The organism is Nonomuraea jabiensis (genome assembly GCF_014204795.1).
Lineage (GTDB): Bacteria > Actinomycetota > Actinomycetes > Streptosporangiales > Streptosporangiaceae > Nonomuraea > Nonomuraea jabiensis.
This window is the reverse complement of sequence record NZ_JACHMB010000001.1, coordinates 5,328,365-5,353,145: the sequence shown is the minus strand read 5'-3', so window position 1 is coordinate 5,353,145 and position 24,781 is coordinate 5,328,365. Positions and strand designations below refer to the sequence as shown.

Here is a 24,781-nt window from a genome sequence, read left to right as displayed (position 1 = left end):
GGCCTCCCCCATGGCGCGATCACCCTACGGCAACTACGGCCACGCGATCCTGACCGCCGGAGCGCTGCGCACGCCCGACCAGGTCGCGCTCACGTACTGCGGCGAGCAGAGCTTCACCTACGACCAGCTCAACAGGAACGTCAACCGCCGCGCCCACGCCCTCCTGGGGAAGGGGGTCGGGCCGGGCCGGCGGGTGGCGGCGCTGCTCAACGAGACGCTGCGGGTGGCCGAGGTCTACCTCGCGCAGGCCAAGATCGGGGCGGTGACGGCGGCGCTGAACCCGTACTGGCCGGTGGAGACGCTGCGTGACGTGGTGGCGGCCTCGGGGTGCACGGCGTTCGTGTACGACGCGACGGTCGAGGGCGTGGTCGGGCAGATCAGGGACTCGCTCCCCGGCGTGACCACGTGGATCGACGTGCGGGAGCTCGAAGGCGCCTCCGACGAGGAGCCGCCGATCAGCGGCTGGTACGACGACCCGCTGGCGCTCTACTACACCTCGGGCACGACGGGATTGCCGAAGGCCGTCGTGCACACGCACGCCTCGTCGCTGGCCACGGCGCAGATCTGGCTGGACGTGCCGCGCGGCCCCGACTCGGTGTTCGGGACGGGCGCGATCATCTGGGGCATCGGCTTCCCCGCCATCGCCGGGCCCGCCCTGTACGCCGGGATGCGGCTGGTTCTGGAGCAGGACTGGGGCCCGGCGAACTTCCTGCGCGTCGTCCCCCGCGAACGGGTCACGCATCTCTCGCAGATCCCCTCGTTCTACGCGGCCCTGCTCGCCTCCCCCGAGCACGAGGACGTGGACCTGTCGTCCATCCAGGTGATCATGCTGGGCGGCGAGCCGCTGACCGCGACCATGCTCGAACGGATCAAGGCCAGGCTGCCGCAGGCGGGCGTGTACTCGTACTACGGCCAGACCGAGGCCCCGTACACGTGCATGGGCCGCGTCGACGACGGCACGATCCCGCTCGGCTCCTCGGGCCGCGCCCGCACCGGCAACGCGGTCCGGATCACGGACCCGAACGGCGAGCGCGTCATCGGCGAGGTCGGCGAGATCAACCTGGCCGGGCCGCACCGGATGACCGGCTACGACGGCCTGCCCGAGCGGACGGCCGAGGTGCTGCGCGGCGAGTGGTACGTCGGCGGCGACCTCGGCACGCTCTCCCCCGACGGCGTGCTGCGCGTGCTGGGCAGGCGGGAGGACGCGATACTCAAGGGCGGCGTCTGGACGCAGCCGGTCGTGATCGAGGAGGCGGTCTCGGCGCTGGACGGGGTGGCCGAGGCCGGCGCGGTGGGCGTGCCCGAGGGGGCCTCCGAGCAGCAAATCCTGCTGGCGGTCGTGCCGCGGGCGGGGCACACGCTGGACGCGTCCAAGCTGGCGCTCGCCCTGGCCGACACGCTGCCCGCCCATCAACGGCCCGACCACATCGTGGTGGCCGACGCGCTGCCGCACTCGCAGGACGCCTCCGGCGGCCCCGGCAAGCTGCTGCGCGGGAAGATCCGCGAGCTGCTCGGGTGAGCGCGTACGAGCACGAGGTCAAGGCGCTGATCGCCGCGGCCGGGGTGCCGGTGCCGCGCGGGGTCGTGGTGGATGGCCTGGACTTCGAGCGGGCCGGGGAGCTGGCCGAGCCGCTGGTGCTGAAGGCGTTCGGGCCGGGGCTGGTGCACAAGTCGGACGTCGGCGCCGTCGCGCTGGGGCTCTCCAGGAAGGACCTCGCCGCGAAGGCGGCCGACATGCGGGCCAGGCTGGAGGTCGCGGGCTTCCTCGTCGAGGAGCAGGCCGAGGCCGGCGTGGAGCTCATCGTGGGCCTGGTGCGGGACCCCGGCTTCGGGCCGGTGCTGCTCACCGGGCTGGGCGGGGTGTGGACGGAGGCGCTGCGCGACACGGCGCTGCGGCTCTGCCCGATCTCGGAGGAGGACGCGCGGCGCATGCTGGCGTCGCTGCGCGGGTCCTCCCTCCTGTACGGGACGCGTGGCGGCCCGCCGGTGGACGTGGACGCGGTGGTCAAGCTGCTCATGACGGTCGGCGGCCCGGGCGGGCTGTGGGAACGGCTCGAACTGGGCGAGTTCGAGCTGAACCCGGTGATCGCCGGCCCCTCCGGGGTGATCGCGGTCGACGCCCGCCACCTGCCCTCCCCGGGACCCGTGGCGGGCGTGCCCCGTGCGGCGACGGACTTCCTGCCGCTCTTCGAGCCCAAGGCCGTGGCCGTCGTCGGAGCCTCCACGACCAGACCGAACTTCGGGAACATGTTCCTCGGCTTCTACCGCGCCGCGGGCGTCCCACTGGTGGCCGTGCACCCCACGGCGGCCGAGGTGGCGGGGGTGCCGGCGGTGCCGTCCCTCGCCGAGGCGGACGTCGACTACGCCCTCGTGGCCGTGCCCGCCGAGCGGTGCGCCGAGGTGGTGCGGGAGGCGCGCGGGGTGCCGTTCGTGCAGGTGATGAGCGGCGGGTTCGCCGAGACCGGCCGGCCGGACCTGGAGGAGGGGCTGGTCGAGGCGGCGCGGGCGGCGGGCACGCGACTGCTGGGGCCCAACTGCATGGGCGTGTACAGCCCTCGGGGACGGCAGACGTTCGTCGGGGGCGGGCTCGGCCCCGCCGGGCCGGTGGCGCTGATCTCGCAGAGCGGCGGGCTCGCGGGCGAGGTGATCAAGGTCGGGGAGCGGCGGGGGCTGGCGTTCAGCCGGGTCGTCACCGTGGGGAACTCGGCCGACGTGACCCCCGCCGAGCTGCTGCGCTGGCTCGCCCGCGACGAGGAGACGCGGGCCGTCGGGCTGTACCTGGAGGACCCGCGGGACGGGCGCGAGCTGTTCGAGGCGCTGCGCGCCGCGCGGCTGCCGGTGGTGCTGCTGGTCGGCGGGCGGAGCGGGCAGGGGCAGGAGGCCGCCGCGTCCCACACGGGCGGCATGGTGAGCGACCGGCGGGTGTGGGAGGCGGTGGCCGAGCAGGCGGGGGCGGTGCTGGTCGCCAGCCAGGACGACCTGATCGGGGTGCTGGCGTACTTCCAGGCGCACGGCTCGCGCGACGCCCGCGGCGGCGTGCTGGTGGTGGGGCCGAGCGGGGGCGCGAGCGTGCTGGCGGCGGACGCGTTCGACGTGGCGGGGGTGCGGCTGGACCCGCTGCCGCCGGAAGCGCCGGCGGCGCTGCGCGGGCTCGGGGTGGTGGCCTCCGGCAACCCGCTCGAAGTGCCGGTCGGGCCCATGGGGCGGGCCGGGCTCGTGCCCGAGGTGGTCTCCGCGCTGCTGCGGTGCCGGCCGTACGGGGACGTGGTCCTGCACGTGAACGTCCAGGCGTTCTTCACGTACGGGGACGCGGCCGAGCCCCTGTACGCGTACGCGCGGGCCGTGGCGCAGGCGCAGGCCGCGCTGGCGGGCACCAGGATCACCCTCGTCACCAGGAACGGCGAGTGCGCGCCCCCGGGCGTCGAGGACGAAGTGAGGCGGATCGCGGCGGAGGCGGGGATCCCCGTCTACCGCTCCATGGAGGCGGCGGCGGTGGCCGTCGCGGCTGGAGGGCGTTATGGGGTTGCTTGACGGCAAGGTCGCGTTGATCACCGGTGGCGCTCGCGGGATGGGGGCGGCGCACGTGCGGCTGTTCCTCGAGGAGGGCGCGCGGGTGGTGTTCGGTGACGTGCTGGACGAGGAGGGGAAGGCGCTGGCCGAGGAGACGGGGGCGGCGTTCGTCCATCATGACGTGACGAGCGTCGAGGAGTGGGAGCGGGCGGTGGCGACGGCCACCGAGCTGCACGGCCGGCTGGACGTACTGGTCAACAACGCCGGGATCCTGAAATTTCGGCGCATTGGCGATATGTCGCCCGAGGACTTCGACCGGGTGATCGGCGTCAACCTCAAGGGCACCTGGCTGGGCATCAAGTCGGTGATCGAGCCCATGAAGGCGGCCGGGCGGGGCGCCATCGTGAACATCTCCTCGATCGAGGGCTACGTCGGGGCCGAGGGGCTGTCGGCGTACTCGGCGTCGAAGTTCGGGGTGCGCGGGCTGACCAAGTCGGCGGCGCGGGAACTGGCCCGGTTCAAGATCCGGGTGAACTCGGTGCATCCGGGCGCGATCAACACCTCGATGGCGATGGACCCCGACCTGATGAACGAGGTCGACGCCGACGCCTTCGTGAAGTCCATGGTCATCAAGCGCTTCGCCAAGCCGGTGGAGGTGTCCCACGTGGTGGCCTTCCTGGCCTCGGACCGGGCCAGCTACTGCACGGGCAGCGAGTTCACCGTGGACGGCGGGCTGCTCACGGGCGCGGGCTACTGACTCAGGGCAAGCCTCTCACCTGGCACTAGATAGATCTTTTTGGATTAAACCTCCTTCGCTTGGACATTTCTGGCAGCATCTTTGACCAGCGGGTTCTTGGTCCAGGAAAGCTTGGACGTCTCTTGGGGTTGGCTTGACCTGCCGGGACGGCACGGTAGCCTCGCTCATCACGGAAGACGACAAGCCTCCGGTTTTGTCCCAGTAGTCACAGGGTGTCCCTTTACCCGGGATCTATGCGGATAAAACCGGTCTTGCCCGGAAGGTGTCCCCATACCTCCATGACGCCAGAGATGCAGAAGTACATCGAGCTGCTGGAAAGCCAGCTCGGGTATGCCGAGAAATCAGGGGCGTACACGAAGTTCGGTGCCTGGTACGGCAAGAACGTCGAGTTCGACGCCGACTACAGCTCCGCCCCATGGTGCGACATGTACCTCTCCTGGGCCGCGCACAAGCTCGGCTACGAGGACTGGATCGGGCAGTTCGCGTGGACGGTGTCGCACGCGGAGTGGTTCAAGGAGCAGGGGGCGTGGGGTCACAAGCCCAAGCCCGGGGCGTTCGTCTTCTACGACTGGAGCGGCTCCAACAGCATCGACAACATCGACCACGTCGGCATCGTGACGAGGGTCGAGGGCGACACGATCTTCACCATCGAGGGCAACATCGACGGTGGCGTCGCCAAGCGCAAGGAACGTGACACCAGCAAGGTCGTCGGGTACGGCTACCCGGAGCGCATCAAGTCCCGCCTGGACGAGGAGGCGGCCCGGCAGCAGCGCGAGGCCCAGAAGAAGGCCGAGGAGCAGGCCGCCCTGAAGCCGGGGCCGGGCACCGACGTCGGCATGCTCCAGTTCCCCAGTGGGAACGAGCTGCTCACCTCCCTGATCCCGCGCAGCGAGATCGAGGAGCCCGCCCGGGCCCCTGAGACCGGAAGCTCCCCCGCGAAGAAGGAGCCGCAGGCCGCGCCCTCGCCCGCCGCCCCCAAGACCGCCATCGGCTCCGTCTCGGACAACACGACCGCGGAGAGCCCCAAGCAGCCGAAGAAGGCCAAGCACGCCAAGCCGGCGACGGCCGACACCACGGCGGCGACCGCCGAACCGCTGCCCACACACGCGGACGCCTCGGCCACCGGCCCCATGCCGGCCATCTCCTCTCCGACGCTGGTCGGCTCGGCCCTGGTGGCGGCCCTGGCGCTGCTCGCCGTGGCCAAGACCCGCCGCCTGCGGACCGCCCCGGTCACTGCTGGGGTCGCCGCTGGGGTCACCGCTGGGGCCACGGCGACCCGCTCGGCCGCCAACCGCCGCCGTCGCCGCCGCAAGCTCGAGGTCGAGCCGGTCCGTACGAGCCGTCGCACGGCCGCTCTCCAGCCGGCCGCGACCCTGGACACCGCCGCCCTGGATGTCGCGGCCCTGGACGCCCTCCAGCCCGCCACAGCCCTGGACACCGCCGCCCTCGCCCCCGCAGCCCTGGACGCCCTCCAGCCCGCGACCGCCCTGGACGCCCTCCAGCCCGCGAGCACCCTCGACGCCCTCCAGCCGGCAACGGCCCTGGACGCCGTCCGGCCTGCCGCCCGGGCCGCCGGACGCCGGAGGCGCTCGCTCGACACGCGCCCCTTCGACCTCGCCACGGACGCGCCACGCCGCGCGACCGTGGACCGGCCCTTGGCCCAGCACCCGGGCCAGCTCTCGGACCAGCTCTCGGACCTGCACCGCCACCTCGCCGACATCGACCCGTTCGACGCCTTCCTTGCCTCCCGGCCGACCGAGCCCGCCGGGGACGGACCGGTCGAGATCCTGGTGGACACCGGGCCGCTGGAGCGCATCGTGGACACCGGGCCGTTCGAGCGCATCGTCATCCCCCAGGCGACCAGCGCGTTCGACGCCTTCAGCCCGACCGCCGGCAGCGGCGGCGACATTCCCGACATCGGCGCCACCTACCAGGGACGCCGCCGCCGCGGGCGCCCCGCCGACGAGTCCGGGACGGCCGACGTTCCGCTGCGCGGCCGCCGCCACCGCCGTCCGGCGCCCACCCAGGGCATGCACATCGGCGGCGCGCAGCCGTTCACGCAGGACGCCCCCCTGGCGGGCCACCGCCACGCCTCCGCCGGGTCCCCGCAGCCGCACCGGCGCGAGGACGAGCGCCAGCTGGTCGGCACGGGCGGCACCGGCAGGGGCACCTCCGGCCACCCGGCCAGGAGCACCACCGGCCAGCCCGGCCGGAGCGCCCCGAGTCAGCCTGGCAGGAACACCCCCGGCCAGCCCCGCAGGCGAGGCCGCCACCGCGCGTGAGGGGCCATCAGAAGGCGTCCCCCACCCGGAAGCGGGACACCACCGCGCGTGAGCGGCCCTCACGAGGCGTCCCCCACCCCGTAGTCGGCGGCGAAGGCGGCCAGCCGGGACACCGCGTCCCGGCTGCGGCCCCAGGGCCGTACGATCAACCGCTCCACGCCCAGCGCCGCCCAGGCGGGCACCTCGTCGGGCGAGGCCAGCGCGTACGCGTGCGCGGTCACCGGCACCCCCGCCCCCAGCCGGTCGAGCTGCGGCTTGATGGACTCGAGGGTGTGCGGCATGCTGATCCACCCGTCGCACAGCCGGGCGGCCCGGCGCAGCGCGGCGGCCGACTCCCCGCCCGCGAGCACCGGCAGCCGCCGCTGCACCGGCTTGGGCTCGAACGCGACCTCGGGGAAGGAGTAGAACCTCCCGGAATGGGTGACCACCGGCTCGCTCCAGAGCCGCCTGACCACCTCGATCGCCTCGTCCAGCCGCGCGCCCCTGGTGCGGAAGTCGACGCCGGCCGCCTCCCACTCACCCCGGTACCAGCCCGCGCCGACCCCGCAGATCGCCCGTCCCGACGAGACCACGTCCAGGGTGGCGAACGCGCGGGCGGACACGAAGGGGTGGCGCAGGGCGAGGAGCTGCACCGCCGTGCCGAGCCTGACGCGGGAGGTGAAGGCGGCGAGCCAGCACAGGTACGCGGGCGCGTCGAACAGCGGCGTGCCGGGCTTGATCCCCGGGTCGGACGTGCCCGGGTAGTGGGCGAGCGACAGGTCGGTGGCGAAGACGAGGTGCTCGGGCAGCCACACCGACTCGAACCCCAGCTCGTCCGCCGCCACCGCCACGTCCTTCCACGCGGCCGGATGCACCAGCCCGAGCGGCACCCCGAACTTCATGGATACCTCCGCAGGTCACCGGCCATCACGGCGGCGCGCAGGCGCTCGCGGTGGAACGCCGTGGTGCCGTACGAGCTCGACAGCGACCAGGCCCGCGCGAGCCAGAACCGCAGGTCCAGCTCCTCGGTGTAGCCGATCGCACCGTGCACCTGCAGCGCCACCCGGGCCGCCAGCACGGCGGCCTCACCGGCGGCGGCCTTGGCGGCGCTCACGTCCCGATCGGCGCTCCCGACGGCCCGGTCCACCGACAGGGCTGCCCGGTGCACCAGCGGCGCGGCGAACTCCACCGCCACGGCCACGTCGGCGAGCTGGTGCTTGACCGCCTGGAACGACCCGATCGCCGCGCCGAACTGCGTCCGGACCCGCGCGTAGGCGACGGTGACCGCCAGCAGCTCCCTGGCGACCCCGATGAGCTGCGCCGCCGTCGCCACCGTGGCCCGCCGCAGCGCCGGCGCGGCCGGACCGCCCAGCTCCTCGGACTCGTCGAAGGCCACCTCGAACACGGGACGGCACGGGTCCACACCGGTCCTGGGCTCCAGGCGTACGGACTCCCTGGCCACCAGGCGCCACCCGCCGTCCCGGGCCACCAGCAGCAGGTCGGCCAGGTCGGCGTCCGGCGCGTACGCCTGCCCCGGCGGCAGCACGGCGACGCACAGGGCGCCGGAGGCCAGCTTGGGGTTGTCCGGCAGCAGGTACGGCGCCACCACGGCGGTCTCGACCACCGGCCCCGGCAGGCACGCCCGCCCGGTCTCCTCCAGCGCGGGCAGGACGTCGGCCAGCCCGAGCCCCAGCCCGTCGGACTCGGGAGGCGCCAGCAGGCCGAAGAACCCCAGCGCGGCCAGTTGCTCCCAGGCCGGCCGCCGCTCCGACCGCAGCGCCGCCGGCGGGCAGTGCGCCCGCAGCACGTCCCGCACCGTCGCGGCCAGCGCCAGCTGCTCATCCGCAAATCCAAAGTTCATCCGAATTTGGCGCGGCGACCGCTCCTTAAGGAACGGAAGGAAGCGCCACCCCCTTTCGAAAACAGTATGGAAAACATCGGCAACAGTCGGTAATGTGTGCGCTGTGTGATGCCGCGGTGACAGGAGGTGCGCGATGGCGATTCGTCGCTCCGTCGTCAAGCAGCGCGGTCTGCCCTCGGTGGTGCAGTTGCTGCTCTCCCCCACTCCGGCTCAGGCTGACGCCCTGGCCAATGCGGTGCGGGTGTGTAATCAAGCGGCTACCTTCGTCTCGCGGCTGGCCTGGCAGCAGCACACTTTCACGGTGCTGGAGTTGCACAGGCTCGCCTACTACCCGGCGCGCGCGCACTTGCCCGAGTTGGGCGCCCAAGCGGCCGTGCGGGCTATCGCCCGGGTTGCCGGCGCCTACGCCAACCGCCGCGCCAGCAAGAAGCGCGCCCACATCTTCCGTCCACTCGGCGCCATCTCCTATGACGCTCGCCTTATGAGCTGGTCCCGAGACACCCGCACCGTGTCGCTGTGGACTCCTACCGGCCGCGTACACGTCTCCTATGCCGGGCGACAGGAAGACCTCAAAGCTCTCGACACGCTGCCAATCGGAGAAGCCGACTTGATATGCCGGCGCGGCATGTGGCTGTTGCAGGTCGCCGTCACCCTGCCCAAACCAGCAGTGCGCGAGCCGGTCAATGGCTTCCTCGGAGTGGATCAAGGGGTGGCGAACCTGGCGGTCACCTCTGACGGTGTGGTGCTGCCCGGTCCGGTGCTCACGGGCACCATCGGCGGCAACCACCACGCCCGCGCCCTGCGCGAGCGCCGTCACCGACAGCGCCAACGTTTGCAGGAGAAGGGCACGAGTTCGGCGCGGCGGGTACTGCGCCGCCTGTCCGGGCGCGAGCACCGGATGATGACCGATGTCAACCACCAAATCTCCACTTATGTGGTGCGCGAAGCCGAACGCACCGGCCGCGGGATCGCCCTGGAGGATCTCCAGGGCATCCGCGGGCGGGTAAGGGCTCACCGGCTCCAGCGGCGCACCATTCACAGCTGGGCGTTTGCCCAGATGATCGATTTCACCAGTTACAAGGCCGCGCGGGCCGGGGTCGCTCTTCTGCTGGTTGACCCCGCCTATACCTCGCAGGCTTGTCCGCGGTGCGGGTGTGTGGCCAGGGAAAATCGGCCAGCGCGGGGTCGATTCGTCTGTACTGGGTGTGGCCTCGCTGGGCACGCCGATCACATCGCGGCCCGCAACATCGCCACACGCGGCGCTGCGGGCTGGGCTGCTGTCAACCAGCCACACGCTACCGGCCTCCCTTCAGCCAGACGGGACCGCGAGAGCAAACCACCGGCCTCAGCCGGTGGTAGTTGACCGTGGCAGCCCCAGGACCCGCTCGGCGACGATGTTGCGCTGGATCTCGTTCGTGCCCGCGTAGATGGGCCCGGCCAGCGAGAACAGGAACCCGTCCAGCCAGCCCTCCTCCCCGGCCCGGTCCCCCAGCAGTTCCATGGCCAGGGTGTGCATGCGCAGGTCCAGCTCGGACCAGAACACCTTCCCCATGCTGGCCGCGGACCCGATGTCCTCCCCTGCCATGAGCCGCCGCGCCGTCGCGAACGTGTGCAGCCGGTACGCCTCCGCCTCGGTCCAGCACCTGGCGGCCCGATCGGCCGCCACAGGGTCGCCCGCGGAGCGGGCCAGCGCGACCAGCCGGTCGGCCGTGGCCAGGAAGCGGCCGGGGCTGCGCAGGGTGAGGCCGCGTTCGGAGGACGTGGTGGCCATCGCGACCCGCCAGCCCGCGCCGACCTCGCCGAGCACCATCGAGTCAGGCGTGAACACCCCGTCGAAGTGCAGCTCCGCGAACCCCGGCAGCCCGTCGAGCTGCGCGATCGGCCGCACGGCGACCTCGGAGAGGGGGAAGAGGAAGTAGGTGAGCCCCTTGTGCCGCGTCCCCGACGTGCGGAACAGGCCGAACCCGTGCGTGGCGTGGGCGGCCCGCGAGCTCCACGTCTTGTGCCCGTACAGGCGCCAGCCGCCGGGCACGGGCTCGGCGCGGGAGGTGAGGGCGGCCAGGTCGCTGCCCGCCTCCGGCTCCGACCAGGCTTGGGCCCACACGTCGTCGCCTCTGGCCATCCTGGGCAGCCACCGTCTGCGCTGCTCGGGCGTGCCGAAGCGCATCAGCGAGGGGCCCAGCAGGAAGATGCCGTTCTGCGTGACCCGGGCGGGGGCTCCGGCGGCCCAGTACTCCTCTTCGAAGATCAGCCACTCGATCAGGGAGGCGCCGCGCCCGCCGTACTCCTCGGGCCAGGAGACGACGGACAGCCGCGCGCCCGCCAGCAGCGCCTCCCAGGCGCGGTGTGCGGCGAAGCCCTCGGGGGTGTCCATGGACGGCAGCGGTCCGGGCACGTGCGCGCGCAGCCAGTCGCGAACCTCGGCGCGGAAGCCCTGTTCGGCCGGGGAGAAGTCGAGATCCACATAACCAACCTAGCGCACGCTTGGTAACCCGAACAGCGGTTGGCGGACATAGTCTGTTGGCCATGCAGGGACTGCTGCTGAAGCTGTCCACGCTCGACGCCGACGCGGAGAGCGCGGTGCGGGTGATCGCCTACTTCGACTCGCTCCTTCGCGACCACGTGAGCGTGCCCACGCTGCTCGCGGCCACGGCCCGGCTGGCGCAGTGCCCGGTCGGGCTGCTCGACGCGGCCACCGGCCGCCGCACCCGCACGTCGCCCCACGGCGCCGTGGACACGCCCGCCGAGGCCCCGGCCCAGGTCAGGGAGCTGAGCGACGGGCTCGGGGCGGTCTGGATGGAGCGCGAGGGGCCGGCGCACGGGCTCGACGAGATCGTGCTCGAACGGTACGCGGTGGCGGCCGAGGTCACCCTGGAACGCGCGGCCGCGCTCGCGCGCTCGGGCCAGGACCCCGCGCTGGTGGAGTTGGTGCTGTCGGCCGAGACCGGCGAGACCGAACGCGCCCGCGCCCTGCGCCTGCTCGGCTTCGCCCCCTCCACCCCGCTGCAGGCCCTGGCGATCGCCCTGCCGGACCGGGGGCCGGACCGGGGGCCGGACCGGGGGCCGGACCGGGGACTGGCCGCCGGCCTGCGCGCCATGGGTCACCAGGTGCGCGCCACCAGGATCGGCGACACCGAAGCGGTCCTGGTGGCGACCACCCTGCCCCGCGACCTTCCCGAGGGGTCGCGGGTGGGCATCGGGCCCGAGCTGCCGGGCGCGCGGGCGGCCGAGTCGTGGGCCGGCGCGCGGACCGCGCTCCGCTTCACCGGCCCGCACGATCGCGTGATGCGCTGGTCGGAGCTGGGGGCCCTGGCGCTGTTCGCCGACCTGCCGGAGGCGGCGGTCGCGGGGCTGGCCGACGTCCGGGCGATGGAGCGGCTCGGCGAGGAGTCCCTGGCGGCGGTGCGGGCGCTGTGCCTGGCCGGCTCGGTCCGCGGTGCGGCGGCCACCGTGCACCTGCACCACAGCTCGATGGCCGCGCGCATCGCCCGGGCCGAGTCCGTGCTGGGCTTCTCGCTCGCCGACGCGGCCGGCCGCCTGCGCGCCCACCTGGCCCTCGCCCTGGTACGGCTGCGCGCCAACCTCAGGTCCGGCACGCCGGCCTGAGCTCAAAGCCCGCTTAAGTCCTCAGAGCCCGTACGCCCGTCTGAGCAGAGCCCGGCCGCTTGAATCCTCAGAGCCCGTACGCCCGCTTGAGCGCCGCCAGCCGGGCCGCCCGCGCCCGCTTCGACAGCTCGGCGTCCGGGACCATCCCGTCGAACCCGTGGAAGGCCCCCGGATAGAGGTGGAGCTCGGTGGACACCCCCGCCTGCGACAGCCGCAGCGCGTAGTCGACGTCCTCGTCCCTGAACACCTCCAGCTCGCCGACGTCGATGAACGCCGGCGGCAGCCCGGCCAGATCCGTGGCCCGGGCGGGAGCCGCGTACGGGGGCACGTCGTCGGTGCCGATCCGGTCGCCCAGCAGGGCGGTCCAGCCGAAGAGGTTCGCGCTGCGGTCCCAGACCACCGCCTCGGTGAACTCGTGGCTGGACGGGGTGATGTTGCGGTCGTCCAGCATGGGGCAGACCAGCAGCTGGAACGCCACGTCGGGGCCGCCCCGGTCGCGGGCCAGCAGCACGGTGGCGGCGGCCAGCCCCCCGCCCGCGCTGGCGCCGCCGACCGCGATCCTGGCCGGGTCGATGCCCAGCTCACCCGCCGCCTTGGCGGTCCACACCAGCCCGGCGTAGCAGTCCTCGACCGGCGCGGGATGCGGGTTCTCGGGCGCCAGCCGGTAGTCGACGGAGACCGCCACGCACCCGAGCTCCTCGACGTAGCCGATCATCATCGCCTCGTCGATCTCGGGCGTGCCGATGATCATCCCGCCGCCGTGGATCCAGTACAGACCCGGCCGCCCCTCGCCGCCGCCCGCCGGGCGGTAGATCCGTACCCGCACGTCGGGAGCGCCGTCGGGGCCCGGCACGTGCCGGTCCTCGATCACCACGTCGGTGTCGGCCGGCGGCGCGGCGGCGAGGAACGCGTTGACCTGCGCCCGGTGCCCGGGCAGCTCCTCGGGCGCCAGGTTCGCCAGGTCGAACTGCGGGAGCGGAGTCCGCTCGAGAAAGGCGCGGATCTCCGGGTCGAGGTTGGGGTGGAATGCCATCTGATATCCCTTCCATGGGGCTACTCCTCGATGGTCAGAGCCCGCGCCGTGGCACACAACCGCCATCCGGCGGCGATTGCGCTCCTCAGTCCCGCCGTTCGGCGAGGACGTCGAGGACGCGCTCCGCCAGAGGCGCGGCGCTGGCCGGGTTCTGGCCGGTGGCGAGCCTGCCGTCCACCACGACCTGAGCCTGCCAGTTGGCGCCCGGCTGGTGCTCGGCGCCACGCTCGACCAGCTTGTCCGCCAGCAGGAAGGGCACCACGTCGGCCACGCCGCGCAGCCGCTCCTCCTCGTTGGTGAAGGCCGCCACCCGCTTGCCCGCCACCAGGTACGAGCCGTCGGAGAGGGTCAGGTTCACCAGCGCGGACGGGCCGTGGCAGACCGCCGCGACCACGCCGCCCCGCTCGTACACCTCGCGCCCGACGCGGATGACGTCCGGGTCGTCGGGGAAGTCCCACATGGTGCCGTGGCCTCCGGCGTAGAGCACGGCGTCGTAACGGGAGGCGTCGACGTCCGCGAGGCGGTCGGTGTCCCGCTCCCCGATCGCGGCAAGGAAGGCCACCTGGGTCTCGTCGGCGGCGTCGAACCCGTCCTGGGGCGGCTGCCCGCCCCGCACGCTGGCGACGTCCACCTCGTAGCCGGCCTTGCGGAAGATCTCCCAGGGGTGGGCCGCCTCCGGAACGTAGTATCCGGTCCGCTCGACGCCACCGAGGTCGTCATGGCTGGTCAGGGCGATGAGAATGCGCTTGGTCATGTCTCCCATCGTCGCCCCGGCCCGCCATAAGTAACAAATAGCGAAATATCGCCTTAGGTATCAGAATAGTGATATGTCGCCACTCTCGCTCGACCTGCTGCGGACCTTCCTCGCGGTGCACAGGACCGGCTCCATCACGGCCGCCGCGCAGACCCTCGGCCTGTCGCAGCCGGCCGTGACGGCGCAGGTCAGGACGCTGGAGTCGGTGCTGGACCGGCCGCTGTTCGACCGGCTGCCGCGCGGGGTGGCGCCCACGCCCGCCGCCGACGAGCTGGCCCGCCGGGTGGCCCCCTCGCTGGACGCCCTGGACGGGGTGGTGGAGTCGGAGCTGCCCTCGGACGCGGCCGTGCACCTGGGCGGGCCCGCCGAGTTCCTGTGCGAGGAGGTGATGCCGATGCTCGCCCCGCTGGTGCGCTCCGGGCTGCGGCTCCGCACGACGCTCGGGCTGTCCGACGACCTGCTGGCGGACCTCGCGGCCGGGCGCCTGGACCTGGTGATCTCCACGATCCGGCCCCGGGTGCGCGGCGTGCAGGCGGACCCCCTCTACGACGAGGAGTTCCTGCTGGTCGCCGCCCCGTCCCTGGGGCTCGCCGGGGCGGGGCCGAGGGAGCTGGCGGCGGTGCCGCTGGTGGCCTACGCCGAGGACCTGCCCATCGTGCGCCGCTACTGGCGCTCGGTGTTCGGCAGGCGGCCCGCGATGGCCGCGCGGGTCGTCATCCCCGACCTGCGCGGCGTGCTCAGCGCCGTCAGAGCCGGGATGGGTGTCTCCGTGCTGCCCGCCTACCTGTGCCGCCGCGACCTGGCGGCGGGCACGCTGGTCACGCTGGCCGAGCCGGACGAGGCCCCGATCAACACCGGCTACCTGGCCGTCCGCTCGGGCGCGCTGGCCAAGCCCGCGGTGGCCAGGGTACGCGCCCACCTCATCGAGGCGTTCCGCACGGCCCCCACCTACTAGGCGGACCAGGAAGCGAGCAGCCGCAGCGACTCCTCGTTGGCGCCGCCCGGCTCGGGGTGGAGCAGGCTCAGCCGCTGCCCCGATCCGCCCGGCAGGTCGAACGTCTCGTAACGCAGGGCCAGCTCGCCCACCACCGGATGGGTGAACCGCTTGACCCCGTTGGTGCGCTCCTTGACGACCCGGCCGGCCCAGAGGGTGCGGAAGCGCCGGCTGTGCACCGACAGCTCGCCGATCAGGGCGGTCAGCGCCGGGTCGTCGGCGTGGCGGCCGGTGGCGAGGCGGAGCTGCCCGACCGTGGCCCGGAGCACCTCCTCGCGGTCGGCGTACAGGTCGGGCTCGGTGAGGAAGTTGTACCTGGCCAGGTTGGCGCCGGGGCGGCAGAGGCCGGGGAAGAGCGCGTCGGCCAGCCGGTTCCAGGCGAGCAGGTCGAGCCGGTGGTCGAAGATCATGGCCGGGATGTCGGTCATCCGGTCGATGAGCTCCACCAGCTCCCGCCGCACCCCGCCGGACGGCCGCGGCCTGCGGGGCCGCGGCGCGGCCAGGTCGAACAGGTGCGTCCGCTCGGCCTCGCTCAGGTCCAGCGCCCTGGCCAGCGACTCCATCACGGACGCGGACGGCTGGGCGGTCCGCCCCTGTTCGAGGCGTACGAGGTATTCGACGCTGATGCCCGCCAGCTCGGCCAGCTCCTCGCGGCGCAGCCCGCGCACCCGCCTGCGCGGCCCGCTCGCCAGCCCCACGTCCTCGGGCGTGACCTCGTTCCTGCGGGCCTGGAGAAATGCCCCGAGTTCCCGGTTCATGGGTACAAGTCTGCCTGTCCAGGAGGCGTCGATCCTGCCACTGCGAGTACCTGGATAGCCGGAATCACGGTGGGCATGCTGACCTCATGTGCCATTCCACCGACAGCAGGCCGCCCGCACCGCCGATCCAGGGCGAGGTGGCCTCTCACGAGCAGATAGAGCTGACGGCCGCCGACGGCAACCGCCTGCTCGCCTACCGGGCCGAGCCCGCCGAGCCGAACGGGCGCAGCGTGGTGATCCTGCCCGACGTGCGCGGGCTGCACCCGTACTACCGCGACCTCGCGGTGCGCTTCGCCGAGGCGGGCTTCCGTACGATCGCGATCGACTACTTCGGCCGCACGGCGGGTCTCGGCGAGCGGGACGACGACTTCGACTTCATGAAGCACGTCGGGCAGCTCAAGGCCGAGCACGTCAGGGCCGACGCCAGGGCGGCCACCGAGCAGCTCGACGGCCCGGTCTTCACGGTCGGCTTCTGCATGGGCGGCGCCCACTCGTGGCGGCAGGCGTACGAGGGGAACGGCCTGGCGGGCGGCATCGGCTTCTACGGCGCGCTGCGCGCCATCGAGGAGCCGGCGACCGGGCCCGGCGCGCCCCTCCTGATGCTGCTCGCGGGCGCGGACACGGCGACCACGCCCGAGCAGTTCGAGACGTTCGAAGCGGCGCTCGACCGGGTGGGCACGGAGCACGAGAAGGTCGTCTACGAGGGCGCGCCGCACTCGTTCTTCGACCGCACGTACGCCGAGTGGGCGGAGGCGTGCCAGGACTCCTGGCGCCGCATCCTGTCCTTCACCGAGCGCCACTCAGCCTAGGTAGGCGGCCCTGACGACGGGGTCCTCCCGGATCTCGCCCGGCGCGCCGGCGGCGATCACCTTGCCGAGGTCCAGCACGATGATCCGGTCGCAGGTGTCCATGACGAAGCCCATGTCGTGCTCGACCAGCAGCACGGTCGTGTCCAGGGCCTTGACGACCTCTCCCAGGCGTGCGGTCTGGGAGGCGTCCAGGCCCGAGGTGGGCTCGTCCAGCAGCAGGAGGCGGGGCCGGTCGGCCAGGGCCCTGGCCAGCTCGACGAGCCGGCGCTGCCCGACGGGGAGCGCGGCCGCGTACGCGTCGCGCAGCGGGGTGAGCCCGCACAGCTCCAGCACCTCGGCCACGCGCTCGCCGCGCTCCCGCTCCAGCCGCCGCCGGGCGGGCCAGCCGACCAGGTCGGCGGCGAGCCCGCCACCGCCGCCGTGCCAGTCGAGCGCGGCCAGCACGTTGCCCGCCACGGTGAGCCGGCCGAAGACCTGGGTCCGCTGGAACGTGCGCCGCACCCCGGCCCTGGCCCGCCTGACCGGGGACACCCCGGTCAGGTCCCGGCCCGCCACGCTGACCCGGCCCTCGCTCGGCCGGCGCAGCCCCGACACCACATCGAACAGCGTCGTCTTCCCGGCCCCGTTCGGCCCGATCACGCCGCACACCTGACCCGCCGCGACCTCGAACGACACCTGGTCCAGCGCCCTGACCCCGCCGAACGCCACCGACACGCCCTCCACGGCCAGCATGCTCACCGCACCCCCAGGTAGGCGGCGGTCAGCCGCTCGCTGTCCACTTCCGAGCGCGGCCCCGCCCAGGTGACGCGCCCCAGCCGCATGAACGCCACCCGGTCGGCGAGGGCCAGCGCCTCGGTGGCCTTCTCCTCGACCAGCAGCAGCGCCACGCCGCGAGAGCGCAGCTCGGCGAACACGTCGAACACCTGCCGCACCATCATCGGCGCCAGCCCCAGCGACGGCTCGTCGGCGATGAGCACCCGGGGTGGCCGCACCAGCGCGGGCGCCAGCGTGAGCAGCTGCTGCTCGCCGCCGGACAGGGCGCCGGCGAGCACGGCGCGGCGCTCGGCGAGCTGCGGCAGGCGCTCGTAGACGGGGCCCGGGTCGGGCAGCCAGGTCCGCAGGTTCTCCTCCACCGTGAGCCCGGGGAAGACGCCCCGGCCCTCGGGCGCGAGCAGGATGCCCGCGCGGGCCCTGCGGTGCGCGGGCCAGGCGGTGACGTCCTGGCCGTCCAGCACGATCCGGCCGCCGGTGACGGCCAGGTCGCCGGCGGCCGCCGCGCAGGTCGTGGACTTGCCCGCCCCGTTGGCGCCGAGCAGCGCGACCACCTCGCCGGGCCGGACGGCCAGGTCCACACCGCGCAGCACCGTACAGTCCGCGTAACCGGCGACCACGCCCTCCAGCCGGAACAGCGGCCCGTCCACCGGCACGGGCGGCGGCGCCGGGCCCGGCTCGGGGACCGGCTCGGGGACCGGCGGCGGCGGGGTGCGGCGGCGGTGGCGGAGCTCGGCGAGCTGGGTGAGCACCCCGTCGGGGTGCTTGGCCAGGATCACGCCGCCGGCCCCGAACAGGATGGCCCCGACGTGCGCGGACACGCCCCAGGTGGCGAGCAGTTCGGGCACGGCCACCGCGATCAGGCCGCCGAGCACCGCGCCGCCGACGCGGCGCACGCCCTGGAGCACCACCACGGCCAGCCACACGAATCCGGAGAACGCCGGCAGGTCGGTGGCGGTGATCGAGCCCTTGGAGACGGCGAACAGCACGCCGCCCAGCCCGGCGATCGCCGACGCCAGCGCGAAAAGCATGATCTTGGTACGGGGCGCCGACAGCCCGGACGTCGTCGCGGCGGCGGGGGCCGACCTGACGGCGAGGATCGCCCGCCCGGAGGCCGACCTTTCGAGGTTGCGCACGAGCAGGGCGACCGCCCCGATCAGCACGAGCAGCACCACCACCCGCACCCGGGGATCGGAGGTGTCCGCGAAGCCGAGCCCCAGCGCGGGCACCGGCCACCCGATGGTCCCGTTGCTGAACGCGTCCACCTGGAACAGCACCTGGTCGGCCAGCAGCGCCATGGCCAGCGTGGCCAGCGTCAGCACCCGCCCGCCCAGCCGCAGCGCGGGCAGCGCCACCAGCATCCCCACGGCGGCGGCCGCCAGCACGCCCAGCACGATCGCCACGAAGAACGGCAGCCCGGAGGAGAACGCCCATCCGCAGGTCAGCGCCGCCATCGAGGCGAAGGCGGCCTGGGCCAGGTTGACCATGCCGCCGATCCCGGTCACCACCACGAACGAGCAGAAGATCAGCGCCAGCACGAGCCCCTGCGCGGCCACGCCCACGTAGTACTCGGAGGCGAGGAAGGTGAACCCGGCCAGCGCGGCCAGCCCGAGCGCCCACGGCATCCTGCGCCGCCACGGCGGCAGCCCCGCCAGGTGGTCGGGCGGGGGCGCGTCCTCGGCCGCGCTGCCCGCGACCCGCTCGCGCGACCTGTTCAGCAGGACGAGCCCGGCGAACAGCAGGATCACCGGCACGGCCGTGCGCAGCCCGGTGACCTCTTCCAGGAAGTCGGTGTATCCGGCGACCAGGTTCTGGACCACGCCGAGCGCGAGCCCGGCCGCGAACGTCCACGGGATCGAGCGCAGCCGCCCGAACACCGCCGCCGTCGCCGAGGCGAACAGCAGCACCGTGTACGCCGTCGCGTCCAGCCCCAGCACGGACACGGCCAGCACCCCGGCGAGCCCGGCGAGTCCCGAGCCGAGCATCCAGGCCAGCGCCGAGGTGGCGTCCGCGTCGATGCCCCGGAGCGTGGCCAGGCGGCGCCGGTCCACGGCGGCCCGCATGCGCAGCCCGTACGGGGAATGCCGCATGAACGCCCACAGCCCGGCCGCCGCCACCGCCGAGAAGCCGAACGTGATGAGCTGGTCGGTGTCCAGCCGGACCCCGAGCACCTCGAAGGAGAGCGCCGGATGCGGGCCGACGCCGCGCGGCAGCGAGGTCGCGTCCGCGCTCGGCAGCCCCGCCAGGTCCACGACCAGCAGGCCCAGCGCGGGCAGCGCGATCGTCAGGCCGATCGTGGCGACGATCTGCGCGGTCTCGCCCGCCTGCGCGAGCCCGCCGAACATGGTCCTGTGCAGCACGTAGCCGAGCGCGGGCGCGAACAGTGCCACCGACACCAGGGCCGACAGCCACGCGGGCAGCCCGGCCGCCTGGTTGAGCTCGTAGAACAGCAGGGCGGACAGGAATCCGACGGCGCCGTGGGCGAAGTTGAACACCCCGGTCGCCGCGTACGACAGCGTCAGGCCCGACCCCATGACCGCGAAGATCGCCCCGGTGACCAGGCCGCTGAGCACGTATCCAAGGATCATTTGAGCGGCACGTTGTCGAAGCACTTCATGCTCTTGGCCACCTGGAAGGCGCCTTTCTCCAGCTTGACCAGGGCGCCGCAGCCGTTCGGCTCGCTGTGGTCCTTGGGGTACTGGATCCTGCCGAAACCGGCGTTCTCGTAGAGGTAGTCGCCGTTGCCGACGGCCAGGAACTTCTCGCGGGTGAGGTCCTTGCCGGCCTTGCCGAGCATGTCGAGGAAGATGTCGGCGGCCCAGTAGCCGATCGCCATGTGCTGGGTGGGCACGGCGCCCGGCGCGACCTTCTCGACGTCCTGCTTGAATCGGGCGATCTCGGGGGCGGTGGACTCGAACGGCTCGAACATCGGCGCCGCGATCACACCCTCCAGGGCCTGCGCGCTGGCCTGGTCCTTGAGGATGGCGGCGTCGTAGCTGGTCGCGTCGGTGAGCACGCCCTTGTAGCCGGCCCGCTTGAGCGCCGAGTACAGGCCGACGTTGAACTTGGTGCCCGCGATCACGGAGACGACGACGTCGGGGGCCTTGCCGCCGTTCGAGGTCATGATCTTGTTGACGTACGGGAGCCAGTCAGGGGGTGGCGCGGCGGCCGGGAGGCCGGAGTTCACGCCGACCAGCTTGAATCCGGCGGCGGTGAACGACTGGGAGATGGTGGTGCCGCCGTACTTGCTGCCGCTGGAGTCGGAGGTCTGGACGTACACGGTCTTGCCCTCGGCGCCGCCGAGGAGCTCGGCCATCTGCCGGCCCCACCACGTCTGGGAGCCCGCGCCCTGCTTGGGCGCCAGGCAGCCGTTGTAGCCGAAGCCGGTCTTCGTGCCGCACCACTGGGGGCCCGTCGCCCAGCCGAACCAGGGCACGCCCTGCTGCTCGAGGAAGGCGGCGCCGCCGAAGTTCGGGGCGTGCACGGGGACGAGGGCGAAGACCTGGTCCTTCTGGACGAGTTTCTTGGCGGCCGCGTCGCCCTTGGCCGCGTCCTGGCCGTCGTCCTCCGCCCCGATGAAGTCGATCTTCCGCCCGTTGACGCCGCCCTCGGCGTTGGCCCGCTCGAACCTGGCCTTCGCCCCGATCTCGGCGTCCTTGGTCGAGTAGCCGCTGGCGCTGGTCTTGGTCAGCACGCCGCCGACCTTGACCGTCGTGTCCGTCACGCCCGGCGCGGCGGCCCCCTGTCCCCCTGAGCCCTGTCCCGCCGGGCTCTTCTGCTGGGCCGCGCACCCGGAGACGAGCAGCGTTGTCACCGTGATCGCCGCCGCGACCCGCCGTACCATCCTGGCCTCCCGCGAATTGGCCTAGCGCTCGCTTGGTTTTGCGCCGAGCGTAAATTCGCCCAGGAAGGGTGTCAACGCCCGAGCAACTGCTTGCTCGCAATCATGGGGCCGGGTTACCGTGTGGCGCATGCTGATGCGCGCGGCCGTCCTGACCGGCTTCCACGCCCCCATGGAGATCCGCGAGGTGGAGATCGCCGACCCGGGTCCGGGCGAGGTGCGCGTCCAGATCAAGGCGTCGGGCGTGTGCGGCTCGGATCTCAAGGCCATCGACGGCAAGAGCCCGGTGGTCAGAGAACTGCCGTTCATCCTCGGGCACGAGAGCGCCGGAGTGGTGGAGAGCGTCGGCGCGGGCGTCACCGGCGTCCGGCCCGGCGACCACGTCATCATCTCGATGAACGGCCCCTGCGGGCGGTGCCGCCACTGCGGGGCGGGCCGGTTCCACCTGTGCTCGGGCCCCGTCAGGCTGCAGGCGATCATGGGTGGCGCGCCCAGGATCACGCTGGACGGGCGGGAGACGCGCCGGTTCATCGGCATCGGCTCGTTCGCCGAGTACGCGGTCGTAGCCGAGGCCATGTGCGTGAAAATCGCGAAAAACGCACCCCTGGATGCCATGTGCCTGCTCGCCTGCGGCGTCGTCACCGGCATCGGCGCGGTCATGAACGTCGCCGAGGTCCCGCCCGGCGCCCGCGTCCTCGTCGTCGGCTGCGGCGGCGTCGGCCTCAACGTCATCCAGGGCGCGGTGCTCGCGGGCGCCACCACGATCATCGCCGCCGACGTCGCCGAGCAGAAGCTCAAGCTGGCCGAGCGCTTCGGCGCCACCCACACCCTCGTGGCCGACGACCTGCCACGGCAGGTGGACGAGCTGGTGAAGGGCGGCGTCGACTACGCCTTCGACGCGACGGGCGCGCCCGGCGTCCTGTCCAGGGCCTTCGCCGCGACCCGGTCCGGCGGCACCACGGTCATGGTCGGCAGCCCGCCCCAGGGCCAGGCCGTGGAGGTGGACCCCGGCCTGCTGTTCGCCTCCCGCCGCCTCATGGGCACCCAGGGCGGCGACGCCGCGCCCCACCGCGACCTGCCCATGCTGGCCGAGCAGTATCTGAGGGGCCGCCTCGACCTCGACGGCCTCATCTCCGAACGCCTGCCGCTCGACCGGATCAACGACGCCGTGGCCCACGTACGGGAGGGCTCGGTGGCGCGCACCGTCATCACCTTCTGAAATCCGAACACCGAACGTCACAGTACTCTTACCCTGAGTGTCATGACCGAGAGAAGACTCAGGGTGCGCGTCCGGCGAGCCGCCATGGCCACGGTTCTCACGGCCCTGGCCATGACCGGCCCAGCGCCCGCCGGAGCCCGGGGCCGGTACGACTTCGCCGCCGTCGGCGTGGTCATCTGGAGCGATCCGCGACGCGACGCCATCCTCGTCGGCTTCGGCTACCCGGGCCAGGGCTTCGAGTCGGACTGGTCGGAGGAGCGCGGCCACTACCAGTGCGACGACTACTTCGACAGCATCCTGTGGCACCACGGCCGCAACGCGGCCACCGGCATCGTCGGCTGGGTCCCCGCCTGCAACCTCGTCGACGCCGACTAGACCCCCGCCTTGACCGGCTCCGGCCGCTCCTCCATCGCGGGCTCCTCCTCGTGCCCCTCCACCGAGAGGTTCGGCAGGAGGCGGTCCAGCCAGCGCGGGCACCACCAGTTGAGCCGCCCCAGCAGGACCATCGTGGCCGGCACCAGGAACCCCCTGATGATCGTGGCGTCCACCGCGATGGCCACCGCCAGCCCCACCCCGAACGTCTTCACCATCGGGTCCGGGTACGCGATGAACGCCACGAACACGGCCACCATGATCAGCGCGGCCGACGTGATGACCCGGCCCGTGGAGCCGAGCCCCTCCGCCACCGCCCGCGCGTTGTCCCCGTGCCGCAGGTACGCCTGCCGCACCGCCGTCAGCAGGAACACCTCGTAGTCCATCGACAGCCCGAACAGCACCGCGAACAGCATCAGCGGCACGTAGCTCTCGATCGGCACCGAGAAGAAGACCGTCTCCAGGTACGAGGAGCTGGCCGGGGCGTCCATGCCCACCAGGCGGCTGCCCAGGCCGATCGAGAACACCAGGGCGAGCGCGCCGAAGGCGGCGCCGAGCGAGATCAGGTTCATCACCGCGGCCTTCACCGCGACGACGGGCGCGCGGAAGGCGAGCAGCAGGAGCAGGGCGCTCAGCAGCACCACGACGCCGATGACCAGCGGGGTGCGCTCGGCCATCCGGGTGCCCGCGTCGGTCATGGCCGCGACCTTGCCGCCGACGTGCACGCTCACCCCGGGCGGCGAGAGGGCCCTGATGTCCTTGACCACGCCGGACGCCCGCGGGTCGCTGGGCTTGTACTCGGTGACGACCTGGAGCAGGACCGAGCGGCCCGAGGAGTTGACCTTGGGGGTGCCCACGTGCGCGACGCCGTCGACGTCACCGACCTCGCGGGCGATCCGGTCCACGACCGGGTCCTTCTTCCCGGCCACCTTGGCGGGCAGCTCGGCGACCACGAGCAGCGGGCCGTTGACGCCGGGGCCGAAGCCGGCGTCCATCAGCTCGTAGGCCCGCCTGGGCTCGGAGTCCTTGGCGCCGTACCCGTCGTCGAGCGGCCCGAGCTTCAGGGCCAGCGCCGGGGCGGCCAGCAGGCCCAGCGCCAGCACGCTGCCGACCAGCACCTGCCACGGCCGGCGCGCCACCCAGGACCCCAGGCCGGCCCACCCGGACCCGGACGACCCGGACGAACCGCCGCCGCGCAGGAACGGCACCTTGAGCGCGTTGATCCGGTGGCCGAGCACCCCCAGCAGGGCGGGGACGAGGGTGACCGAGGTCAGCACGGCGGTGACGACCGAGATGCCGGTGATCCAGCCGAGCGTCGCCAGCAGCGGGAACCCGCCCAGCATGAGCGCGCTCAGCGCGATCATCACCGTGCCGCCCGCGAACACCACGGCCCCGCCCGAACTGGCCACGGTCCGCCGTACGGACTCCACCACCGGCACCCCGTCGGCCAGCAGCCGCCGGTGCCTGGACAGCAGGAACAGCGCGTAGTCGATGCCCACGCCCAGCCCGATCATCGTGGCCATGATGCCCGCCTGCTTGGGCACGTCCAGCACGTGTCCGAGCAGCCCGATCACGCCGAGCCCCGTGGCGACGCTGACCAGGGCCGTGAAGATCGGGATCAGCGCGGCCGCCAGCGTCCCGAACGCGAACACCAGCACCAGCAGCGCGCACACCACGCCGATGATCTCGCTGGGCCCGGTCTTGATGTCCTTGTCGGCGGGGGTGGAGCTGTCGGCCGCCACCACCTCGATCCCGGCGGCCCGCGCCGGGTCGGCCGCCTTCGACAGCGCCCGCGTGTTCTCGGCGGCCTTGGTGCTGTCGTGGCCCTGCAGGCGGATGGCGATGAGCCCGATCTGCAGGTTGGCGGAGATGCCGCCGCGCCTGAACGGGGTGTCCACCCCGACGACGTGCGGCATCGTGCGCAGGCGCGCCAGGACGTCCTCGACGGCCTTCTTGCGCGGTTTCTCGACGAGCGGCCCGTCGGCGGAGTAGAGGACGAGCTGCACCGTCCCGCCGGTGTCGTAGCCCGGCCCGAAACCGGTCTTCATCAGGTCGTGCGCCCGCTGCGCGTCGGTGCCGGGAATCGTCACGTCGTTGCTGACCGGGCTGCCGAGCACGAGGCTCCCGCCCATCAGCGCGGCCGCCACGACCACCCATAACGCCAGCACCAACCGCCCGTGCCGCGCGCACCAGCCGCCCAGCCGCCCAAGAAACCGCGTCATCGCCCAAGTCCCT

20 protein-coding genes are annotated in these 24,781 nt (G+C 73.0%); 10 read left to right on the top strand and 10 right to left on the bottom strand.

All coding sequences use genetic code 11. The features are described 5' to 3' along the window. Positions 1–10 precede the first annotated feature (10 nt). The 4 genes from HD596_RS24685 to HD596_RS24670 all read left to right on the top strand — a co-directional run bounded on the left by HD596_RS24685 (position 11) and on the right by HD596_RS24670 (position 6,549). Positions 11–1,519 (top strand): class I adenylate-forming enzyme family protein, encoded by a 1,509-nt coding sequence (locus tag HD596_RS24685; protein ID WP_185071696.1) that lies wholly within the window; start codon positions 11–13, stop codon positions 1,517–1,519. Then, positions 1,516–3,531 (top strand): acetate--CoA ligase family protein, encoded by a 2,016-nt coding sequence (locus HD596_RS24680; protein ID WP_185071695.1) that lies wholly within the window; start codon positions 1,516–1,518, stop codon positions 3,529–3,531. The genes HD596_RS24685 and HD596_RS24680 overlap by 4 nt, the downstream gene beginning before the upstream one ends. Beyond that, positions 3,518–4,267 (top strand): glucose 1-dehydrogenase, encoded by a 750-nt coding sequence (locus HD596_RS24675; RefSeq protein ID WP_185071694.1) that lies wholly within the window; start codon positions 3,518–3,520, stop codon positions 4,265–4,267. The genes HD596_RS24680 and HD596_RS24675 overlap by 14 nt, the downstream gene beginning before the upstream one ends. Positions 4,268–4,545: 278 nt before the next feature. Beyond that, complete coding sequence (locus HD596_RS24670) at positions 4,546–6,549, top strand: CHAP domain-containing protein (RefSeq protein ID WP_185071693.1); 2,004 nt, start codon at positions 4,546–4,548, stop codon at positions 6,547–6,549. Positions 6,550–6,608: 59 nt separating this feature from the next. Here the strand turns inward: HD596_RS24670 and HD596_RS24665 are convergent, their stop codons facing one another. Continuing rightward, the gene (locus HD596_RS24665) at positions 6,609–7,430 is read right to left on the bottom strand and encodes a TIGR03619 family F420-dependent LLM class oxidoreductase (RefSeq protein ID WP_185071692.1); all 822 of its coding nucleotides are present in this window, start codon (positions 7,428–7,430) and stop codon (positions 6,609–6,611) included. Continuing rightward, the gene (locus tag HD596_RS24660; RefSeq protein WP_185071691.1) at positions 7,427–8,389 is read right to left on the bottom strand and encodes an acyl-CoA dehydrogenase family protein; all 963 of its coding nucleotides are present in this window, start codon (positions 8,387–8,389) and stop codon (positions 7,427–7,429) included. Before HD596_RS24660 ends, HD596_RS24665 begins: the two co-directional genes overlap by 4 nt. Before the next feature lie 133 nt (positions 8,390–8,522). Here HD596_RS24660 and HD596_RS24655 point away from each other — a divergent pair, with 133 nt between their 5' ends. Beyond that, a complete protein-coding gene (locus HD596_RS24655) occupies positions 8,523–9,752 on the top strand; it encodes an RNA-guided endonuclease InsQ/TnpB family protein (RefSeq protein WP_246554786.1) in 1,230 nt (409 codons plus the stop codon). Here the strand turns inward: HD596_RS24655 and HD596_RS24650 are convergent. Then, complete coding sequence (locus HD596_RS24650; RefSeq protein WP_185071690.1) at positions 9,735–10,853, bottom strand: acyl-CoA dehydrogenase family protein; 1,119 nt, start codon at positions 10,851–10,853, stop codon at positions 9,735–9,737. The genes HD596_RS24655 and HD596_RS24650 overlap by 18 nt on opposite strands. A 62-nt stretch (positions 10,854–10,915) precedes the next feature. Between HD596_RS24650 and HD596_RS24645 the strand changes: the two genes are divergently transcribed. Then, the gene (locus HD596_RS24645; protein WP_185071689.1) at positions 10,916–11,995 is read left to right on the top strand and encodes a helix-turn-helix domain-containing protein; all 1,080 of its coding nucleotides are present in this window, start codon (positions 10,916–10,918) and stop codon (positions 11,993–11,995) included. 67 nt (positions 11,996–12,062) lie between these two features. On the opposite strand, the gene HD596_RS24640 is transcribed toward HD596_RS24645, so the two are convergent. Both HD596_RS24640 and HD596_RS24635 read right to left on the bottom strand, forming a co-directional pair. Further along, complete coding sequence (locus HD596_RS24640) at positions 12,063–13,028, bottom strand: alpha/beta hydrolase (RefSeq protein ID WP_185071688.1); 966 nt, start codon at positions 13,026–13,028, stop codon at positions 12,063–12,065. 85 nt (positions 13,029–13,113) lie between these two features. Continuing rightward, on the bottom strand, positions 13,114–13,782 hold the full coding sequence (locus HD596_RS24635; RefSeq protein WP_246554783.1) for a type 1 glutamine amidotransferase domain-containing protein: 669 nt from the start codon (positions 13,780–13,782) through the stop codon (positions 13,114–13,116). A gap of 73 nt (positions 13,783–13,855) precedes the next feature. Here HD596_RS24635 and HD596_RS24630 point away from each other — a divergent pair, with 73 nt between their 5' ends. After that, on the top strand, positions 13,856–14,737 hold the full coding sequence (locus tag HD596_RS24630) for a LysR family transcriptional regulator (protein WP_185071686.1): 882 nt from the start codon (positions 13,856–13,858) through the stop codon (positions 14,735–14,737). Here the strand turns inward: HD596_RS24630 and HD596_RS24625 are convergent. After that, on the bottom strand, positions 14,734–15,534 hold the full coding sequence (locus HD596_RS24625) for a helix-turn-helix domain-containing protein (RefSeq protein WP_185071685.1): 801 nt from the start codon (positions 15,532–15,534) through the stop codon (positions 14,734–14,736). The genes HD596_RS24630 and HD596_RS24625 overlap by 4 nt on opposite strands. A gap of 86 nt (positions 15,535–15,620) precedes the next feature. Between HD596_RS24625 and HD596_RS24620 the strand changes: the two genes are divergently transcribed. Beyond that, positions 15,621–16,343: a dienelactone hydrolase family protein gene (locus HD596_RS24620; protein ID WP_185071684.1), complete on the top strand. Its 723-nt coding sequence runs from the start codon at positions 15,621–15,623 to the stop codon at positions 16,341–16,343. Here the strand turns inward: HD596_RS24620 and HD596_RS24615 are convergent. Genes HD596_RS24615 through HD596_RS24605 form a run of 3 tightly spaced genes read right to left on the bottom strand, consistent with a single transcriptional unit; the run spans position 16,335 to position 20,958 of the window. Next, positions 16,335–17,075, bottom strand: a complete 741-nt coding sequence (locus tag HD596_RS24615) for an ABC transporter ATP-binding protein (protein ID WP_185071683.1) — start codon at positions 17,073–17,075, stop codon at positions 16,335–16,337. The two genes, HD596_RS24620 and HD596_RS24615, sit on opposite strands and share 9 nt — an antisense overlap. Positions 17,076–17,077: 2 nt before the next feature. After that, positions 17,078–19,702 carry an ABC transporter permease subunit gene (locus HD596_RS24610; RefSeq protein ID WP_185071682.1) on the bottom strand — a complete coding sequence of 875 codons (2,625 nt, stop codon included), beginning with the start codon at positions 19,700–19,702 and terminating at the stop codon, positions 17,078–17,080. Further along, a complete protein-coding gene (locus tag HD596_RS24605; RefSeq protein ID WP_185071681.1) occupies positions 19,699–20,958 on the bottom strand; it encodes an ABC transporter substrate-binding protein in 1,260 nt (419 codons plus the stop codon). The genes HD596_RS24610 and HD596_RS24605 overlap by 4 nt, the downstream gene beginning before the upstream one ends. 127 nt (positions 20,959–21,085) lie before the next feature. Between HD596_RS24605 and HD596_RS24600 the strand changes: the two genes are divergently transcribed. Further along, complete coding sequence (locus HD596_RS24600) at positions 21,086–22,174, top strand: alcohol dehydrogenase catalytic domain-containing protein (RefSeq protein WP_185071680.1); 1,089 nt, start codon at positions 21,086–21,088, stop codon at positions 22,172–22,174. Positions 22,175–22,216: 42 nt separating this feature from the next. Further along, entirely contained in the window at positions 22,217–22,549 is a 333-nt protein-coding gene (locus tag HD596_RS24595; protein WP_185071679.1) for a hypothetical protein, read from the top strand. Here the strand turns inward: HD596_RS24595 and HD596_RS24590 are convergent. Continuing rightward, positions 22,546–24,768: an MMPL family transporter gene (locus tag HD596_RS24590; RefSeq protein ID WP_185071678.1), complete on the bottom strand. Its 2,223-nt coding sequence runs from the start codon at positions 24,766–24,768 to the stop codon at positions 22,546–22,548. The genes HD596_RS24595 and HD596_RS24590 overlap by 4 nt on opposite strands. Positions 24,769–24,781: the final 13 nt, after the last annotated feature.

Coding starts and splice junctions, on each gene's coding strand:
- HD596_RS24645 (WP_185071689.1), top strand. CDS start 10,916: ATGCAGGGACTGCTGCTGAAGCTGTCCACGCTCGACGCCGACGCGGAG.
- HD596_RS24615 (WP_185071683.1), bottom strand. CDS start 17,075: ATGCTGGCCGTGGAGGGCGTGTCGGTGGCGTTCGGCGGGGTCAGGGCG.
- HD596_RS24660 (WP_185071691.1), bottom strand. CDS start 8,389: ATGAACTTTGGATTTGCGGATGAGCAGCTGGCGCTGGCCGCGACGGTG.
- HD596_RS24605 (WP_185071681.1), bottom strand. CDS start 20,958: ATGGTACGGCGGGTCGCGGCGGCGATCACGGTGACAACGCTGCTCGTC.
- HD596_RS24640 (WP_185071688.1), bottom strand. CDS start 13,028: ATGGCATTCCACCCCAACCTCGACCCGGAGATCCGCGCCTTTCTCGAG.
- HD596_RS24610 (WP_185071682.1), bottom strand. CDS start 19,702: ATGATCCTTGGATACGTGCTCAGCGGCCTGGTCACCGGGGCGATCTTC.
- HD596_RS24665 (WP_185071692.1), bottom strand. CDS start 7,430: ATGAAGTTCGGGGTGCCGCTCGGGCTGGTGCATCCGGCCGCGTGGAAG.
- HD596_RS24675 (WP_185071694.1), top strand. CDS start 3,518: ATGGGGTTGCTTGACGGCAAGGTCGCGTTGATCACCGGTGGCGCTCGC.
- HD596_RS24590 (WP_185071678.1), bottom strand. CDS start 24,768: ATGACGCGGTTTCTTGGGCGGCTGGGCGGCTGGTGCGCGCGGCACGGG.
- HD596_RS24635 (WP_246554783.1), bottom strand. CDS start 13,782: ATGACCAAGCGCATTCTCATCGCCCTGACCAGCCATGACGACCTCGGT.
- HD596_RS24685 (WP_185071696.1), top strand. CDS start 11: ATGGCGCGATCACCCTACGGCAACTACGGCCACGCGATCCTGACCGCC.
- HD596_RS24630 (WP_185071686.1), top strand. CDS start 13,856: ATGTCGCCACTCTCGCTCGACCTGCTGCGGACCTTCCTCGCGGTGCAC.
- HD596_RS24600 (WP_185071680.1), top strand. CDS start 21,086: ATGCTGATGCGCGCGGCCGTCCTGACCGGCTTCCACGCCCCCATGGAG.
- HD596_RS24595 (WP_185071679.1), top strand. CDS start 22,217: ATGACCGAGAGAAGACTCAGGGTGCGCGTCCGGCGAGCCGCCATGGCC.
- HD596_RS24670 (WP_185071693.1), top strand. CDS start 4,546: ATGACGCCAGAGATGCAGAAGTACATCGAGCTGCTGGAAAGCCAGCTC.
- HD596_RS24620 (WP_185071684.1), top strand. CDS start 15,621: ATGTGCCATTCCACCGACAGCAGGCCGCCCGCACCGCCGATCCAGGGC.
- HD596_RS24655 (WP_246554786.1), top strand. CDS start 8,523: ATGGCGATTCGTCGCTCCGTCGTCAAGCAGCGCGGTCTGCCCTCGGTG.
- HD596_RS24625 (WP_185071685.1), bottom strand. CDS start 15,534: ATGAACCGGGAACTCGGGGCATTTCTCCAGGCCCGCAGGAACGAGGTC.